A 16,869-nucleotide genomic window follows, 5' to 3' on the forward strand; every position below is an offset into this window, starting at 1 on the left:
CCCTTTCACGCTCGCGTGGGGGTGAGCACCTCGGTAGGCCGGCAGTCCGTCCGTGGTCCTTGCGCCAGCGCGCCAGGGGCTGGTCGACCAGGTCGCCATCGCCGCAGGCGCCCCGGCTGCAAGCCGCGATCACCCCGCCGACCCGGAACACGACCGCTACTCGACCAAGATGAAGATCCGCCGAAGGCAGGTCATACGGAGCAGCGGCATTTGTCGCGAACACCCGACGGCCACCACCGGCGTGCCTAGGCTGACGGCATGGACGACGCCCGCCGCTTCGGCGCCGAGTTGCTTGGCACACTGCTGCTCGTCTTTGTGGGCGTGGGCAGCGCCGTCGCCGCCAGGGTGCAAGGCGGTGTAGCGGTTGTCGCGTTGGCCTTCGGGTTTGTCATGCTGACCCTGGTCTACCTTATTGGCTCGCTGTCGGGCAGCCACGTCAATCCGGCGGTCACGCTCGGAGTGCTGCTGTCGAGAAAGATTTCCGTCCGCGGCGCCATCGGATACTGGATAGCGCAGCTGGTGGGAGCGACGGTCGCCGCGTTCCTGTTGTGGGCGCTGACGCGCTGGGGCGGCGTCGCCGACCAGACCGGAGCGTTGGGCGCCAACGGATACGGCGAGCAAATTAACCGTGGCGGCGCCATGGTGTTGGAGACGGTGCTGACCTTCCTGTTCGTACTGGTAGTCCTCGTTGTGACCAGCACGAGCCGAGCATGCCGCGGTCGCCGGCCTTCCCATCGGGGTGGCGCTCGCCGCGGCGCACCTGGTCGGCGTCGCCTTGGACGGCACATCGGTCAACCCGGCACGGTCGGTCGGACCGGCGATCTTCGCAGGCGGCGAAGCGCTGCAGCAGCTGTGGGTGTTCATCGTGTTCCCGATGCTCGGTGCAGCGCTGGCAGCCGTGGCGGCATCACTGATACTCAGGTCCGCAGGCCAGAACGCCAACCAACCAGAAAAGGGTTGAGGTGGGCGCGAGGGCCTCTACGAACGCCCAGGGCGACCGCGGCCCCGACGAACGCGACGGCATTCCGGTGTTAATAAGGCCCGCTTTGCGAGAATTGATCATGGTTGCGGCGGTGGCAGCCCGTCCTGCGTCACAGGATCAGAACCGGCAGGCAGGCGCGGGTGCAGTTGAGGGCCGTACGTCTTGATCATCGCCTGCAACACACCCGCGACGCGCCGGCGCCGCAGTGTTCGGCGAACGACGCTGCAGCGGTGGCGGACCTCCTTGTCGGGCAGTCGTAGACCGTCCAGCCTCCTCGGACGGGGACAAGGTGGGGGCCTCAACGGCCGAAGACGTTGGCCCCGTCCGGGTGGTTGGTGGCTCTCGGCCCGACCGTGCCGGAGGTCGCCAGCAGGCCGGGGCCCGGCCGGCGCCAGGACCGGCATGCTCAGTGAGCGAGGCAACACCCTGAAATGTCGACTCGACCAGGCCGCGCGCGATGAACCAGGGCCGACCTTCTCAAGGGCCGAGGCTAGTAGCCTCCCCGGCGGCGGTCAGATGCTGCTCGGCTAGGGCAGAAGGAGAGATCCGGAATACGGCTGGTCATCGTGGCTGGGTAACTCGCAGGTGTCGTCGTTCGGCCAGCTCCTCCGCGCTGACCACGGTCAGAACCGGGGTACCCGGCGGCGCGAACATGGTCACCACCAGCTGCGACTGCGCGTCCGGAAGGTTGTTGGCGCCCTGGTAGTGGATCACGTCGCCCCCGGGCTCGAACAGGGCGTCACCGGCCTTGAGTACCCGGGGCGGCTGCCCCTCCAACTCGAAGAGGATCTCGCCCTGGGTCACGTAGCCGAAGACCGGCCCGGGATGACGGTGCGGCGGCGCGCCGGGGTCACCGGGCGACAGGGTGACCCGGATGGTCCTGGCCTCGGCGCCAGCCGGGATCAGGGCCGTCGCCTCCGGCAGGGTCGTGATCACCTCAACGCCTGGGGGCAGGTGTGCGTGCTCAGCGCTCATGTATTCCTCCACAGAAAGCTTCTACAGGAAAGACAAGACCGCCTCCCTGTTTGTGACAGCCCTTCGCGGCGAACCTACTCCAGCAACGGGCCGCGACGGTGGGGCCGGCCTGATCCGCGTACGAGCGCAGCGCGGACTGGCTGAACCGGGTGAGCGTGGCCGCCTCGTCCAGATTACGCACCTGCGGGTTGCGCACCAGGTGCGTGAGGCCGTACCCACCGTCCTCGCTCGGCGTGCCGGCCTGCATCTCTAGCCGGGACTCGGCGTAGCCCAGCGCCATGAGCAGGTCGCGGGGGACGTCGTAGCGCGCGGCCGCGGTGTCGAACGCGGCGGCCAGCGGGCCGGGCGACTCCGGCCCGGTCATTGCCACTCCTTGCGGTGAAAGGGGCCGGCGGCCGGTGAGCCGCCGGCCCCGGCAGTCAGGCTCCTCAGCACCAGCCGTTGACCGGCCCGTTCACACCGGTCCACAGGTACGCGTCGGACACCCAACTGCCGTCGCTCAACCGGTCCCAGAGCGCCGTGGTGCCGTACCGCCCGGTGTGGGAGGTGCCATTGGCGGAGCAGGAGACGGAGACGGTGACGCCGTCGGCCAGCGAGCCGAGCGCCCCGTAGCCAGTCCCCGGTCCGGCACGGCGGGTCAGGGCCCCACCGCCGTTGGCGTCGACCACCGCCTGGGTGAGGCCGAGCGCGCCGTAGTTGTAGAGGCCGGCGCCGGCACCGGCCCAGGCCGACCCGTGCCGCGCCCCGCCCTGGTAGGCGGCGGCGCCGTTGGCGATCACCCACTTGCCGATGTCGTGGCCGGCGATCGGAACGTAGGCGCCGTTCTGCCGCAGCCCGAAGTGGACGTGCCGGCCGTAGGCCGCTCCGCCGCAGGTGACGTCGGTGCCGGTGTTGCCCAGGAAGGCGCCCTGGCCGACACTGGCGCCGTTGACGGAAATGCTGCTCCACAGGTGGTAGTAGTCGGTCGAGTAGCCCCGGTCGTGGATGACCCGGATCCACCCCTGGCACATCGTGTACGCCGCGCCGGCCCGGGCCGCGCGGACCACCTGGTCGCCGCCGGCCAGGTCGACCGAGCTGTACGGCGACTCGGTCCCGCCCCAGCCGTGCGGGCCGCTGGTGAGCGTCCACGTCTGGCCCACCGCGAACGGCAGGGCCATCCCGGTCCGGTAGTCCCCGCCCACGTACATCGGGGTCGGGGTGGTGGTGAGGACGCTCCTCTCCTGGCTTGTCACCAGGGGCGACTCGGCAGCCAGGTCGCCGAAGGCGGCCTCGCCGTCGAAGGCGACGCGCCACCCGGCAGGATCGGCCCGGGCGATGAAGATCGACCCGGTCGGGTGGACGCCTGCCTGTCGGGGCGCAAGGGCGACGGCGTTGCCGAACGCCCACCCGCCGCTGGTGCGGCTGACGGTGACCCGGGTGTCCCGTTCCGCGCCGGCACCGGCGGTGGACGTCCCGGCCGATCCGAGCAGTTTCGCGGTCACGGCGGCAGTGAGCGCGGGGGCGGAGGCCGTCGCGGCGACGGCGGGCACCGCCCCGATCAGGGTCGTGGCCGTCAGCAGGGCCACGGCTGTGCCGCCGGCCCATCGTCGAACGTGTCTCATCGTGACCTCGTTTTCTGGCATGGGAGGCGGTGTCAGGCCGGGACGACGGAGAGCCGAGGGCCGGCGGCCGGCGGTGTGCCGGCCAGGCTGAGCAGGGTGTGCCCGGTAGCGTCGTCGACCACGGCGACCCGCACCGCGTCGGGCTCCCGGTCGATCAGCGGCACGGCGAACACCGCCGTCACCAGGCGGCCCTGGTAGCGCGCGGCGTGCCCGACGAAGCGCCACTCGCCGTCGTCCCAGTGCTCCCGCACGTCGGAGCGGAGCAGGGGCGCGACCTGCCGGTAGGCGTCGCTGAGCTGGAGCTGCTGCACGGTGGCGAGCAGCGGTACGCCGGAGCCGCCGCGCAGCGGATGTGTCAGCCGGGCGCGCAGCCGGCGCAGCGGCAGCAGCCAGGCCGAATCCAGCTCCGGTGAGAGCGCCACCACCGCGGCCAGTTCGGCGAGCAGCACGGCGGCGCCGGCCACCGGCCGGCCGGCGAGCGCGGGCAGCCAGCCGCCGGTGGCCAGCCCGGCCAGGGCGCCGGCGGTCACCAGCAGCCCGGCCCGGGCCAGGCTGCGACCGGAGACCGGGGCCGCTCGGGCGCTCAGGCAGCCGCAGGAGGACGCCGGTGCCGCCCGGCGGGCGTACGTGAGGTAGCCGAGGAAGCCGACGGCCAGCACGGTCGCGGCGACCGCCTCGATCCGGAGCACGGGTGGCAGCAGGAGCAGCCCGCCGAGGGTCAGCTCGACGCCACCGAGCAGCCGGTACGCGGGCAGCGCCCGGTCCTGTCCGAGCAGCCGGACGAGCGCGGACCGGTTGGCGGCCGCGGCGGCGCGCCGGCTGAAGAGCTTGACGCGGGCGGACCAGATCAGCACCGCACCGAGGACCAGCGTTTGCAGCGCCGCGATCAGGTCGATCATGGGTTCTCCCCTCGGGTGGTCCGGTGGGCGACGCCCGGGGCGGTGCGGATGCGGGTGGACGCCGCCCCGGGCCCGGCGCCCTAGGCGGCGGCGTAGACGGTTGCGATGTCGATCTCGTTGGTGTTCGGGTGCCAGGCGCCGAGCACCTGGACGTGCCGGCCGACACGCAGCAGCGACAGGTCGCTGACCGCCGGGGTGCCGTTGTAGACCGCGGCGGACCGGTCCGGTACGACGTGCGCGACGATCCGCTGGCCCTTGTGGTCGAGGTGCAGCACGTTGCGGCCGACCGCGGCGATGTGACCGTGCAGGTTGACGATGTTGACCCAGACGGAGTCCGCGGCGAGCGTGCCGTCGGGCAGGCGGACGCCGCGGGCGTAGAGCCCGTCGCCGACGGCCATCTTGTCGAAGCTGGTGGGGTGCAGCTTCCAGATGCTGGTGCCGTCGGTGATCCGGATCGAGTGCAGCACGGTGTCCGAGCCGGTGACCAGCAGCATGCTGCCGGAGATCTTGCTGATCCGGCCCTCGGCGAAGTTCGGGTCCGGCGCGCCGGGCTCGATGGTCGCGGCCTCGGCGGCGAAGGCCGCCTCCGGGGCGAGCGAGCCGAGGCCGGTGGCTCCGACCACGCCGCCGAGCGCCGCCGTGGCGAGCAGCTGCCGACGATCCAGGGTCTGGTGCATGGTGGCGCCCTCCCGTTCAGACGGTGTCGACTGCGCAGGGCCGCAGCCCCGCGGAGAGACTGGCGATCGCGCTGTACGCGGCGGGCGTCAGGTCGATGATCCGGTTGCTGCCGCAGGCCGAGCCGCAGCAGGTGCGCTCGCCGCAGAACAGGTCGGTCTGCGGCCCGCAGTCGGCGATGGTGGTGCCGACCCGGGCACCGTTGCAGAGGTTGGTGGTGTAGTGCCGGAAGCCGCAGCCGCGCCGGCTCATCCCGGTCACCCCGCACGCGTGGGGGCGGGTGATGGCCAGGCAGGCGTCCGACGTGTTCGGCCAGGCGTGCTGGTGGTTGCCCGATTTGCAGGTGCCGCAGGCGCCACCGCCGGCCGTGCCGCAGGGTCCCCAGGCGCTGCCGCAGCAGAACCAGGACACCTCGCCTCGCAGAGCTGCCATGGGTGCCTCCTTCCAGGCATGACAATTAACAGGGATGACCATAAATATTGACGTTTATTGTTCTGTCACAAACCAACGAAGTCAACCGCCGCATCGAAGGTTTTCTACACGGCGCGAGCGCGGACCGGGGTGGACGGAGACGAAGATCCTTTTCGCTTTTTTGCACGCGGACGGCAGAAACTGCCCTCCTGCGCAAATCGGCATCCAGCGGTCAGCGGTAGCTGGTCAATCCCGACGCGCCTCCGGATCGCGCCGTCGAACCTGGGTCGAGAGCCATGGACCGCGAGCGCTTCAATCGTCACCTTCTCCGCCATGCGGAGATCGGCGGCGCCTCGCGCCAGCCCCCCGGATCCGGCAAAACCGGGTACCGGCCGGACACGTCGACCGGCCGGCACCCGCTGGCGGTGTCTACGCCTTGCCGGTGGCCGCCGTAGTGGTGCTGAGCATGGCGTTCTTGACCAGCGGGGCGTACCCGCTCGACTGGCCGGTGCGGTTCGGGTGGTACGACTCCCTGATCGGGTCGGACAGGCCGTTGATCCATTCGATGGAGTCGCAGACGGCGTGCCCGGTGAACGCGGTCCGCGGGTCCACGTACGGGAAGGAGTGCGCGACCGCCCGGGCCTTGATGGTCTGGTTCAGCAGATCGGCGGTGTCGTTCAGCGCCGCCTGCTCCCCAGGGCTGATCCGGGACAGCGACTGGCAGTCGCTCTCGTTGAACAGGCGCGGATACCCGACGATCACCACCCGGGCGTACGGTGCCCGTGAGCGGATCTTGTTGTAGAGCGCGTCCAGGGCGCCGGGCAGGACATTTCGGATGTAGGAGTTGGCGTTGTCGATGTCACCCCAGCAGGTGTACGGCCACGGCTTGGCGCACTGCGTGATGACACTGGTGAACCCGGCGTCGTTGCCGCCGACGGTGAGCGTGACGTAGCTGGTCGAGGAGCTGAGGCTGCCGAGCTGGTAGTTGGACACGTCGGCGACCTTCGCGCCAGAGCAGGCGGCGAACGTGAGGCTGGCGCCGATCTGGTTCGCGTCGAGGACCGGGTACGCGTACGGCGAGCGGTAGCAGCTGGTGCCGTCGGAGTAGTACGTGCGGGTGCCGACGCCCGAGGCGTACGAGTCGCCCAGGGCGGTGTAGAGCGGCGCGGCCGCCTGCGCGGGCAGCGCCCACAGCGCGGCCGGCGCCAGGCCGGCGAGGACGGCGATCGCGAGTGTGACGAGGCGGCTTCTGCGGCGGGGGACGACGGGTGCCATGCTTCCTCCTCAGTGCCCACCGGAAACACATCGACGTAAGTCGAATGCTGGTGGTGATCCAGACTGTCGGTGGCAAGCATTGGCGCACGCAAGAGGTCGAGCGGAGTTTTCCTTCAATCGAACAAGCGGGCAGGGGCCACTTGGCAGGGAAGGCCATAGCCGTCCCTGCGCCACGCGGATGCCGGAGTCCGGACGGCGTGGGGGCCGGGGCGGCAGTGCCGCTCGGCCCCCATGACGAGCCGCGCCTACCGTACGGTCAGCGGCACCTCGATTTTGTCGATGTCGGGTGAGTAGACCGGCGTAGTGCTGTCGATCTCGATCGTGTTGGCGCCGGCACGCAACTGCATCGCTACGGTCACCGTGGCCGGGATGTCCCAACCACCGCTGGGCGGAAAGGCCAGGGTGACGGCGTTCTGGCCGTTGGCCGCGACGGTCGCCGAACGCGGGTCGTTCGTGGCGTAGCGGATGTTCACCTGGTAGGTGCCCGTCTTCGGCACGGTGACGCCGTTGATGCGCAGGGCGCCGCCGTTGTAGAGGTTGCCAACCTTCGCGCCGCCGGAGCAGTTGGCACAGCCGCCGACCGAGGCGCCGCGCACGAGCGTGTTCGTGCTGGCCTCCGCCTCGTAGCTGGCCACCTTGGGGGCGTCGCCCTTCGGGGTGACCTTGAACAGCCGGGAACCGTGCGACGGTAGGGTCGCCGAGATGCCGCCGCCGTGCACGCCCAGTTCCTCGTGCCGCCACAGGTCCCGGACGGTGGCGGTGCCACCAAAGCCGAAGCTGCTCCAGTTGGCGGTGACCTGGGCGTTCCGCGCCTGCCATCAGGAGTGACCGTGTCCCACTCGTCCGACGCTGCTCGTCGACGAGACCGCCATGCGTGCACGAACCTGGCCGTCGTGACGTCGGCAAGTGCGCGCCGGACGGGCGCGTGCCTGCCGATCAGCCATCGGGTGGCCGCAATCCTCCATGACTGAAAAACGACCGCCGCGAACCAGGTGGCGCCGCATCCATTTCGGTTGACGGAACGACGGTCGGTGGTGGGAACGCGACGGCGCAGACCGTCCTGCCTCACCCGCGCCGCCGCGGGTGAGGCAGGACTCGTTCGCCCTCTGGTCAGGTGCGCGCGGGTGACCATCCGTCGGCGACGAGTCGGGAGGCGTCGCCGCCCTCCCCGCCGAAGAGCACGCCGTCCCGGTCGGCCGCGACCATCCGGTCGACGTAGACGCCGCGCCCCTGGCCGGAGCCGTCGGTGCTGCTGCTCCACCGCAGGTGGGTGGCCTGGTCGGGCAGGGTCACCGAGACCTGCCACCAGACCCGGCCCCCGTAGCCGGTGACCGTGCCGTCGGCGGTCCACCGCCGGTCGGCGTGCCGCAGCAGCATGCGCCCCGGTGCCCAGGTCTGGCCGCCGTCGGTGGAGACCTCGAACCGCGCGCTGTCGTAGCGGGGCTCGGTGTCGTACCAGAGCAGGAAGCTCGCCGTCCCGCCCCGGGCGGCCCGGCGCAGCGGCGCGGTGAGCGTGCCGGTTGCGAGGTCGCGCGGGTCGGCTCGCCAGGCGCTGTCGGAGCGCGGCCGCACCGGTATCGCCTCGGCCAGGTCGCGCGCGATCGCGCGCCGGGCCACGTTGTTGCTGCCCCAGCCACGATCGGGGTGTACCCGGTTGCTGAGCAAGACGACGAACGAGTGCGACAGCGGGTCGATCACGACCGACGTGCCGGTGAAGCCGGTGTGCCCGAAGCCCACCGGGGAGGAGAGCCCCATCATGTACCAGTGCTTGTTGAGCTCGAAGCCGAGCCCGCGGTCGCTCTCCGGGTAGTCCGACTCCAGCGGCGCGTTGTGGTTGACCAGCATCGCGCGCACCGTGTCCGCCCGCAGGATCCGTCGCCCCCGGTACTCGCCGCCGTTGAGCAGCGACTGGCAGAGAACGGCCAGGTCCGGCGCCGTGGAGAAGACCCCGGCGTGCCCGGCCACCCCGCCCAGGGACCAGGCGTTCTCGTCGTGCACCTCGCCCCAGACCATGCCGCGCCCGGCGTACGGCTGGTACTCGGTCGCGGCGATCCGGGACCGCTGCTCCGGGGCCGGGTTGTAGCCGGTGTCGGTCATGCCCAGCGGCCCGGTCACCCCGTCGCGGACCAGCTCGGCGAGCGGGCGGCCGGTCACCCGTTCCACCAGCACGCCCAACGCGATCAGTCCGAGGTCGGAGTAGACGTACCGGGAACCCGGCGTCGACCCGGCCGCCAGCGGCGTGGCGAGCACGGCGGCGAACCGCTCAGCCGGCGTCGGGTACCTGCTCCACAGCGGCGTGAAGGCGGGCAGACCCGAGGTGTGCGTGAGCAGCATCCGGACGGTGACCGCCGCCTTGCCGCCGGCGGCGAACTCCGGGACGTACCGGGCGACCGGCGCGTCCAGCTCCACCCGCCCGCGCTCCACCTGCTGCATGGTGACGATCGTGGTGAACAGCTTCGAGATCGACGCCAGGTCGAAGATGGTGTCCGGCCGGGTCGGAAGCTGCTGGTCGGCGGGGAGTTCCACGCCGACCAGCCCGGGCGGCGGGCCGACGGCGGCGTACCGCACCGCCGTGCCCACCGCCGCGTGCTGGACGATCACGCCGTCCTTGGCGGCCAGGACCACCGCGCCGGCGTACGCCGGGTGACCGGGGTGGTCCGGCGTCGGTTGCAGATACCCGGCCAGGTCGACCGGGAGGCGGTCCACCTGCTCAGGCAGCAGGCCCACCTCGCGGGCGCTACCGGTGCGCAGCGTGTCGTCGCGGAACCGGATGTCGGCGGGGGTGACGCTCGGCGGCCCGGATCCGCTCGGGCTGGCGGTCGCGGCGGTGGCCGGCGCCGTCGTGCCCAGGACCACCAGGGCCAGGCCGAGCGCGAGGGGGCGGAGCGGACGACGGGACGAAACGGCCATGATCGCGCTCCTCAGTAGAGCAGGTAGGGCTGGCGCTGGCGGTTGAAGGCCGCCAGTTCGTCGGCCCAGGCGCCGACGACATCGTCCACGTCGGCCCCCGCGTCGATCTGGGTACGCAGCCGCGGCGAGCCGGTGAGCTTGTCGATCCAGTACGGGCGCACGGCGTCCCACGAGTCGCGCCGCCAGGCGAACGCCGGGTACTTGCGCGCCTCGATGAGCATCGCCACCCCGGTGCGGATCGGGTCGTACACCGCCCGGTCGACGACCTTCACCTCGACTCCGGCGCAGAGCTTGTTGAGCAACGCCGGCTTGTGCCCCGCCGCCGTCGGCGAGAAGTACGCCTCGCGGAACTCGACACCGGGCAGGTCGCGGGCGTTGAGCCGGTCGCCCCAGCGGTGGTCGAAGTCGGTCGCCAGCCCGCCGATCAGCTCGAACGGGCGGGTCGTGCCGCGCCCCTCGGTGATCGACGCAACGCCCTCGAAGAGACCGGTGCCCGGGTAGACCAGCGCGGTGTCCGGGGTGGGCATGTTCGGGCTGGGCATCACCCAGGGCACGTCGGTGTCGGCGGCCAGGTCGTCGCGCTTCCAGTGCCGGCACCGCACCACGTGCAGGTCGACGGGGCGCCCCGCCTCGGCCGGCAGGAAGGTGGCGTTGAAGAACCGGGCCAGCTCCCCGACGGTCATCCCGTGCTGCTGGATGATCTCTTTCAGGCCCACGCCCGAGGTGTACGGCGAGGTCATCATCGGTCCGTAGGCCCGCCCGCCGATCGGGTTGGGTCGGTCCAGCACGACGTAGCGTTTGCCGACCCGGGCCGCAGCCATCATCGAGGTGTACATGGTCCAGATGTAGGTGTAGAAGCGGACCCCGACGTCCTGGATGTCGAAGACCACCGTGTCCACCCCGGCCTCGGTGAACATGCTCTGCCACCGGGCCAGCGAGGCGCCGTACGCGTCGTAGACCGGGATGCCGGTGCGGGCGTCGACGCCGGTGCCCTCGCTGCCACCGGCCTGCGCCGAGCCGCGGAAGCCGTGCTCGGGGCCGAACGCCGCGACCAGCCGGACCTGGCCGGATCCGTGCATCAGGTCCACCAGGTGCCGGTAGGCCGCGTCGACGCCGGTCGGGTTGGAGATGACCCCGACCCGCTCGCCGGCAAGCTCGGCGAACCCGGAGGACACCAACTGGTCGAGACCGGTGCGGACCCGGCGGACACCGGGGGCGGCCGCCGCGGGCGCCAGGGCCCCGCCGACGCCGAGCGCTCCCGCTCCCGCCCCCAGCGCGCCCGTACCGACCGCGCCGACAAGGAATTTCCTCCGCTGCATTGGTTGCCTCCTACCAGCTCAGGCCGTGACCGTAGGGGTAGAGCACGGAGCCCGCCCCCTCGGCCGTGGGGATCGTGACGGGCAGCCGTCCACTCGGGGACAGCTCGCCGTGCAGCGCACGGACGAGGGCGTCCATCGCCGCCCGGGTGTACGAGTAGGTCGCCAGGTAGGTGGTCACCCCCGGCAGGTACGCGATGTCGTAGGGATCGCGGACCGCCACGACGATCACCGGCTTCCCGGTGGCGAGCAGCGCCGCGACGAGGCGCCGCTGGGTGCCGCGCGGGTCGGTGACAACGGTGTCCCAAGCCTTGTTCACCAGGACGACGGTGAGGTCGTGCGCGGCGGCCTGGTTAGCCGTCGCGGCGATCACCGCGTCCGAGGGCAGGGTCGCCGGTCGGGCGGTGGCCCGGGCGCCGCGAGCGCTGAACCCGTCGGCGACCGTCGTGATCGGGGCGAAGGCGGCGCTGTTCCAGCCGGTGACCAGCACCGACCGGTCGGCGCGGGGCAGCGGCAGCAGCCCGGCGTCGTTGCGGACGGCGGTGAGGGTCGGGTCGGTGACCCGGGTGACGGCGGCGAGGTGCTCCGGCGCGCCAACCGTGCGTACCGCCGCCTCGACGTCGACCAGCGGTGAGCGGGCCAGCCCCTGGCGGTACTTCAGGCCGAGGATGCGCTGGACGGACTCGTCGATCCGCCGCTCGGTGAGTTCGCCGGTGGCGACGGCACGCAGCACCGCGTCCCGCGCCAGCGCGAGGTCCGGCGGCATCAGGAGCTGGTCGGCGCCGGCCTTGAGCGCCAGCACGGGCACCCGGTCGTCGCCGTACTTCGCCCGCACGCCGGCCATGTTCAACGCGTCGGTGACGATGACGCCCCGGAAGCCGAGCTCGCCGCGCAGCACGCCGGTGAGGATCGCCGGCGACAGCGTTGCGGGGTCGCCGGAGGGGTCGAGCGCGGGGACCACGATGTGCGCGGTCATAATCGACTCGACACCGGCGTTGATCGCTTGCCGGAACGGTGGCGCGTCGATCCGATCCCACTCCGCCCGACTGTGGTCGATCACCGGCAGACCGGTGTGACTGTCGGTGGCCGTGTCGCCGTGCCCGGGAAAGTGCTTCGCGACCGCGCTCGCACCGGCACCGTCCTGGAACCCGGTGACCTGCGCGGCGGTGAGGTCTGCCACCAGGGTGGGATCGGCGCCGAAGGATCGTACGCCGATCACCGGGTTGCCCGGGTCGATGTTGACGTCCGCGATCGGCGCGTACGGCTGGTGGACGCCGACCGCGCGCAGCTCGCGTCCGGTGACCTCCGCCGCCGTCCGGGCGGCGCCCGGTGACCGCCCGGCTCCCAGCGCCATGGCCCCGGGGAACTGCGCGGCGGGGGCGGGCATCCGCAGCACCACGCCCTGCTCCTGATCGGTGGAGATGAGCAGGGGCGCCCGGCCCTTCGCGCCGTCGCCGAGGGCGGCTCGCTGGAGTCCGTTGGAGAGGGTGGCGATCTGGCGGGGATCGTCCAGGTTGTGCGACCAGGAGAAGTAGCAGACACCGCCGAGGTGGTACCGGTCGATGACCTCGGCCGGCGTCTCGACGCCGAACGCGGCCCGGTTCGCGGCGCGGTCGGCGGCCGTGGGCTCGGTGGCGTCACCGCCGTAGACGTAGGTGGCGAAGAGTTGGCCGACCTTCTGCTCCAGGCTCATGTGCCGCAGCGTCGAGGTGACCCAGCCGTGTTCGGCCGACGGGGGATGCACCGGTGCGGCGGCGGCCTGGACGGGAAGGGGCGCGAGCGTGGTCGTCAGGGTGGCCAACAGGACAGTCGCGGTGGCGAGTCGGGTCTGCATGGACGACGGCCTCTCAGTCCGGGTGGCTGAAACTTAGCTACGTATCGATTGGCCGTCAAGAAGGTAACCTTCAAAACGCCGCATCCCGAACGGTTCGGTCCGCCGTAGCGGTCGCGGGCAGGCCGAGGTGTATCGGCGGCGCCGCGCGCTCCCCCGCTGTCCCCACACGCGTCGGGGCCCGTCCTGGGCGGGTCGCGACCACGGCCAGCCCAGGGTGCCGACCGTCAGGAAGGCGAGGACCGTCCAGACCCGGACGGCGACACCACCAGGTAACGGGTTTCAAGTGCTTGGTATGGAGTCGCGCAGACCTGGTGGGCGCCCGGCAGCGAGACCCGCAGCGCTGTCAGGCTGACGCCCTGCTGGCCCGGCGAAGGCCGAGGAGCGCGATCAGCGCGAGGAGGATGCCGGCGACGAAGTTATCCACCGCGGCGCACGCGGCGACCCCGGCTCCGGTGAGCGTCGCGGCCGCTGGCTGCCCGAACGTGCCCGGGGGCGGGGAGTCCCCGGTCAGGGACGTCATCGTCAAGTCCCCGAGGGCCACCGTCCACAACGGGCCGGCTGCCGCCTGCACGGCCATCGACTACGAGCCACCTACGGCACCACCGTCTACAAGTGGTGCAGCTGGTTCAATGCCTCCACCGGCGACTACTGGACCTACACCAACTGGGGATGGATCTTCGCCGGCTACCTCCGCAACGGCCTCAGTGACTTCGACTGCTCCCGGCTCTGATCACCACTCGACGAGCCGGCGCCCGATCGGCCACGGGGCGGACGGGCGCCGCGCGGTGAGTCCCGCGCGGTGGCGACCGCCCCTCGTAGCGTATGGGCATGGCTGAGGGATCTCTGACCTTGATGGCGGTGCACGCCCACCCGGACGACGAGGCGGCCAGCACCGGTGGTGTCCTTGCCCGCTACGCCGCGGAAGGGATCACGACGGTGCTGGTGACCTGCACCGACGGGCGATGCGGCGACGGCCCCGGCGGGGTCAAGCCCGGCGATCCGGGGCACGACCCGGCCGCCGTGGTGGCGACGCGCCAGGCGGAACTGGAGGCCCAGACACAACGATCTTAGGGACCGACGAAGGGGCTGCCACTCTGTACCGGCATGGGCACAAGTGGCGCTTGTAGCGACAGATGCCGCAGCCAACTGACCAGCTCGGCACTGGCAGCGCCAAGCTGACGGGCGCGGCGGAGCGGGCCGCGATATGAAGAGGCTGCTGCTTCCATGGCGGGCAACGCACGTTCAACACCTTCGGGACGTGCCGGCGCGACCGCCGCACCGGTTTTCCCACTGGCAGGCCGGGTAGACGATGGCCATGCCCGAGGGGCACCTCATCCACCGACACGCCCGCGAGCAGCACGCCGCCCTCGCCGGTCAGCCGGTACAAGTGTCCAGCCCGCAGGGTCGCTTCGACCCGCGCCCCTACGCCAACCGGTCCCTGACGGCGGTCGAGGCGTACGGCAAGCATCTGCTCTATCACTTCACCCACGCACCGGTGCTGCACGTCCACCTCGGCATGCGGGGGCTGTTCCTGCGGTTCGCCGACCCGACCGTGCCACCTCGGCGCGGGACCCGGCTGCGGCTGGCCGGACCGGAGGTGGCGTACGACCTGATCGCGCCGATTCGCTGTGAGCCGCTACCGTCGGACGCGGAACGCGCCCTGAGGGCCTCGCTCGGACCGGACCCGCTGCGCGACGACGCCGATCCGGTGGAGGCCGTCCGCCTCCTTTCGGCGGCCGGCGCGCCGGTGGGGACAGTACTGCTGGACCAGAGGGTCTGGGCCGGGATCGGAAACGCCTGGCGAGCCGAGCTGCTCTTCCTGGCGGAGCTGGATCCCGACGCTGTCAGCGTAGGGGACGCCAGGGCGAGGCGGTTGTGGCAGCTGGCCGTGAAGCATCTGGCACTGGGACGTGATGCGGGCCAGGTGGTCAGCGACCCGGCCGCGCCGGACGAGCGGTGGGTCTACAAGCGGGAGCGCTGCCGGCGGTGCGGCAGCCCCGTACGGACCTGGCAGCTCGGTGGCCGCACCGCGTACGCCTGTCCGGTCGACCAACCGGCGGGCGGCGGATAACGGTCTGCGCTACCGCTGAGTTGCGCCCAGCGCCGCCATGACGGCCCGTCGCACGAGAAAAGGCTCCCGATTTTTGATCCTGTTCGAATCTGCACCCAGGTGGCCACGGGTTCCAGCATGCGCGACTCGCACCCCAGGCCGTCGATGCTGACCTGGACGCAACGGTCGCTCAAGTCCTCGGGTTCTCCCTGCATCGAGTTGAAACCGCCTGATAGACCGCATATCGCTCCACTTAGGGCTCGCTGAACTCGATGGCCACGCATCCCGATCACACAATCCGGCGAGGGTCGCGCTTTACCTGGGGAAAGGTTGTGCCCCTGCTGCCACCTGCGGCTGTTTCCGCAGGGCGGGCGGACCTCAACTCTTGATGGCCTCTGCGATTTGTAGGGCGGCCTGGGCGGGCGTGAGGTGCGTGGTGTCGACCACCTCGGCCTCGCTGTGTAGCCACGTGCGGGCCGCCTCGGCGTAAGGCTCAAGGTATCTGAGGCGAAACGGGGAAGGTACCGGGTGTTCCCCCTCGATGCGCCCACGGAGTGTGTCTTGGTCAGCATGGAGGACGAAGTGCCTGACCGGGACGGCATGTTGGGCGAGGCCTGTGCTGATCTCGCGCCAGTACTGCTCGACCAGGACCGTCATGGGTGTCACCAGAGTGCCGCCGGTGTAGTCGAGCACGCGGCGGGCGGTCTCGACGACGAGCTGCCGCCACGGCGGCCAGTGCTGGAAGTTGTCCGTCTCGGGCAGCCCCGGCGTGATGTCCATGAGTGTCTCGCCGACCTTCTCGGCGTCGAACACCCGTGAATCCGGGATCAGTTGCTGCACGAGGGCACTGGTCGTTGTCTTGCCTACGCCGTGGGTGCCATTGATCCATACGATCATGGGACTTGATGCTAGCGCCGCGCCGACGGCGCGATCGGGCCTTGCTGGCCGCCTCCGGATCGCGGAGATCGTGGAGGCTGCTCGCAATCCCGAATCACCCGCCGGCTTCGCCAGGAAGGCCTGGCTAGTGGGGTGGGAGCAAGATCGCGAAGCGGCATAGCAGCGCGGGCTGTTCTGGCCACCGCCCGGCGGCGGCCTTCCGCTGGGCCTGGACCATCCGCTCCACCACCTGCCGCCCCCTGTCGGTGCGTGTCAGGTCGACGTCGACCGTCAGTCATCACCTTCGGATCCTCAGCGAGGCCGGTCTGCGCGAGCGCGAGAAGCGGGGCGTCTGGGCGTACTACCGCCTCGTCAGCGATCGCCGCAATGGCCGACTCGTTGACGCCGCCCCGCAAGCGGGCGACCAAGAAGGCCGGCTGGGCGGCGCGTTCAGGCCGCGAGAGCGCCGATATGGCTGATTTTTCGCGGGTGCCACCGTCGCCGCGCGGTCAGGCCGGGGCGGGCGCCGCCAGCAGCGCGCGCAGCTCGCGGACGGCTGCCCGCCCGGCCCGGTTCGCGCCGACCGTGCTCGCAGACGGCCCGTAGCCGACCAGGTGGATCCGGGGATCGGCGACCACCCGGGTGCCGTCCACGACGATGCCGCCCGCGGGGCCCCCGCAGCCGCAGCGGGGCCGAATCGTCGAGCGCCGGCCGGAAGCCGGTGCACCAGAGGATGACGTCCACGTCCTGTGCCGCGCCGTCGCGCCACTGGACGCCGCCGGGGACGATCCGGTCGAACATCGGCCGGCGTCGGAGGAGACCGCGTTCCCGAGCTTCGAGCAGCTGCGGTGTCCACGACAGCTCGGTCGCGCTGGCGATGCTTCCCGGTGGCAGGCCGGCCCGTACCCGTGCCTCCACCTGGGCGACCACCTCGCGGCCGTAGTCCGGCGTGAACGGCCCGTCCCGAAACACCGGCGGGCGGCGGGTAACCCAGGTCGTCGTCGCCGCGACGTCGGCGATCTCGACCAGGAGCTGCACGGCCGACGCTCCCCCCCCCCCCCCCCC

Annotated in this window: 15 protein-coding genes and 4 pseudogenes; 4 read left to right on the plus strand and 15 right to left on the minus strand. The window is 71.4% G+C overall.

Annotation, left to right across the window (positions count from 1 at the left end; all coding sequences use genetic code 11):
- The first annotated feature begins 258 nt into the window (after positions 1 to 258).
- A pseudogene (locus tag V6U88_RS29225) lies at positions 259 to 961 on the plus strand (MIP/aquaporin family protein).
- A 582-nt stretch (positions 962 to 1,543) separates the two neighbouring features.
- On the opposite strand, the gene V6U88_RS29230 reads toward V6U88_RS29225, so the two are convergent.
- From V6U88_RS29230 to V6U88_RS29290, 13 genes and pseudogenes are all read right to left on the minus strand, one after another.
- Positions 1,544 to 1,957, minus strand: a complete 414-nt coding sequence (locus V6U88_RS29230; RefSeq protein ID WP_334458062.1) for a cupin domain-containing protein — start codon at positions 1,955 to 1,957, stop codon at positions 1,544 to 1,546.
- Positions 1,947 to 2,321 (minus strand): hypothetical protein, encoded by a 375-nt coding sequence (locus tag V6U88_RS29235; RefSeq protein ID WP_334458064.1) that lies wholly within the window; start codon positions 2,319 to 2,321, stop codon positions 1,947 to 1,949. Before V6U88_RS29235 ends, V6U88_RS29230 begins: the two co-directional genes overlap by 11 nt.
- A gap of 64 nt (positions 2,322 to 2,385) precedes the next feature.
- Complete coding sequence (locus V6U88_RS29240) at positions 2,386 to 3,558, minus strand: peptidoglycan DD-metalloendopeptidase family protein (RefSeq protein ID WP_334458066.1); 1,173 nt, start codon at positions 3,556 to 3,558, stop codon at positions 2,386 to 2,388.
- Between the two features lie 32 nt (positions 3,559 to 3,590).
- Entirely contained in the window at positions 3,591 to 4,457 is an 867-nt protein-coding gene (locus tag V6U88_RS29245) for a MauE/DoxX family redox-associated membrane protein (protein WP_334458068.1), read from the minus strand.
- Positions 4,458 to 4,537: 80 nt separating this feature from the next.
- Entirely contained in the window at positions 4,538 to 5,134 is a 597-nt protein-coding gene (locus V6U88_RS29250) for a cell wall protein (RefSeq protein ID WP_334458070.1), read from the minus strand.
- A gap of 16 nt (positions 5,135 to 5,150) precedes the next feature.
- Entirely contained in the window at positions 5,151 to 5,564 is a 414-nt protein-coding gene (locus tag V6U88_RS29255; RefSeq protein ID WP_334458072.1) for a hypothetical protein, read from the minus strand.
- A gap of 408 nt (positions 5,565 to 5,972) precedes the next feature.
- On the minus strand, positions 5,973 to 6,818 hold the full coding sequence (locus V6U88_RS29260; RefSeq protein WP_334458074.1) for an SGNH/GDSL hydrolase family protein: 846 nt from the start codon (positions 6,816 to 6,818) through the stop codon (positions 5,973 to 5,975).
- A 245-nt stretch (positions 6,819 to 7,063) separates the two neighbouring features.
- Positions 7,064 to 7,453: a CBM35 domain-containing protein gene (locus tag V6U88_RS29265; protein ID WP_334458093.1), complete on the minus strand. Its 390-nt coding sequence runs from the start codon at positions 7,451 to 7,453 to the stop codon at positions 7,064 to 7,066.
- A 36-nt stretch (positions 7,454 to 7,489) separates the two neighbouring features.
- Positions 7,490 to 7,609 (minus strand): annotated as a pseudogene (locus V6U88_RS29270) (hypothetical protein); the annotation flags it as partial.
- A 319-nt stretch (positions 7,610 to 7,928) separates the two neighbouring features.
- Positions 7,929 to 9,728 carry a serine hydrolase domain-containing protein gene (locus tag V6U88_RS29275; protein WP_334458076.1) on the minus strand — a complete coding sequence of 600 codons (1,800 nt, stop codon included), beginning with the start codon at positions 9,726 to 9,728 and terminating at the stop codon, positions 7,929 to 7,931.
- Between the two features lie 11 nt (positions 9,729 to 9,739).
- Positions 9,740 to 11,047 carry an exo-beta-N-acetylmuramidase NamZ family protein gene (locus V6U88_RS29280; RefSeq protein ID WP_334458078.1) on the minus strand — a complete coding sequence of 436 codons (1,308 nt, stop codon included), beginning with the start codon at positions 11,045 to 11,047 and terminating at the stop codon, positions 9,740 to 9,742.
- A gap of 10 nt (positions 11,048 to 11,057) precedes the next feature.
- The gene (locus V6U88_RS29285; protein ID WP_334458080.1) at positions 11,058 to 12,878 is read right to left on the minus strand and encodes a glycoside hydrolase family 3 protein; all 1,821 of its coding nucleotides are present in this window, start codon (positions 12,876 to 12,878) and stop codon (positions 11,058 to 11,060) included.
- A 343-nt stretch (positions 12,879 to 13,221) separates the two neighbouring features.
- Positions 13,222 to 13,398 carry a hypothetical protein gene (locus V6U88_RS29290; protein WP_334458082.1) on the minus strand — a complete coding sequence of 59 codons (177 nt, stop codon included), beginning with the start codon at positions 13,396 to 13,398 and terminating at the stop codon, positions 13,222 to 13,224.
- A gap of 308 nt (positions 13,399 to 13,706) precedes the next feature.
- Between V6U88_RS29290 and V6U88_RS29295 the strand changes: the two are divergent.
- Together V6U88_RS29295 and V6U88_RS29300 are read left to right on the plus strand one after the other, a co-directional pair.
- Positions 13,707 to 13,940, plus strand: a pseudogene (locus V6U88_RS29295) (PIG-L deacetylase family protein); the annotation flags it as partial.
- A 253-nt stretch (positions 13,941 to 14,193) separates the two neighbouring features.
- The gene (locus V6U88_RS29300; protein ID WP_334458086.1) at positions 14,194 to 14,949 is read left to right on the plus strand and encodes an Fpg/Nei family DNA glycosylase; all 756 of its coding nucleotides are present in this window, start codon (positions 14,194 to 14,196) and stop codon (positions 14,947 to 14,949) included.
- A gap of 357 nt (positions 14,950 to 15,306) precedes the next feature.
- Here the strand turns inward: V6U88_RS29300 and V6U88_RS29305 are convergent, their stop codons facing one another.
- A complete protein-coding gene (locus V6U88_RS29305) occupies positions 15,307 to 15,825 on the minus strand; it encodes an AAA family ATPase (protein WP_334458088.1) in 519 nt (172 codons plus the stop codon).
- A 257-nt stretch (positions 15,826 to 16,082) separates the two neighbouring features.
- Between V6U88_RS29305 and V6U88_RS29310 the strand changes: the two are divergent.
- Positions 16,083 to 16,239: pseudogene (locus V6U88_RS29310) on the plus strand (ArsR family transcriptional regulator); the annotation flags it as partial.
- A gap of 74 nt (positions 16,240 to 16,313) precedes the next feature.
- Here the strand turns inward: V6U88_RS29310 and V6U88_RS29315 are convergent.
- Positions 16,314 to 16,457 carry a hypothetical protein gene (locus V6U88_RS29315; RefSeq protein ID WP_334458095.1) on the minus strand — a complete coding sequence of 48 codons (144 nt, stop codon included), beginning with the start codon at positions 16,455 to 16,457 and terminating at the stop codon, positions 16,314 to 16,316.
- Positions 16,458 to 16,869: the final 412 nt, after the last annotated feature.

It is taken from the genome of Micromonospora sp. CPCC 205739 (genome assembly GCF_036906795.1).
GTDB lineage: Bacteria > Actinomycetota > Actinomycetes > Mycobacteriales > Micromonosporaceae > Micromonospora.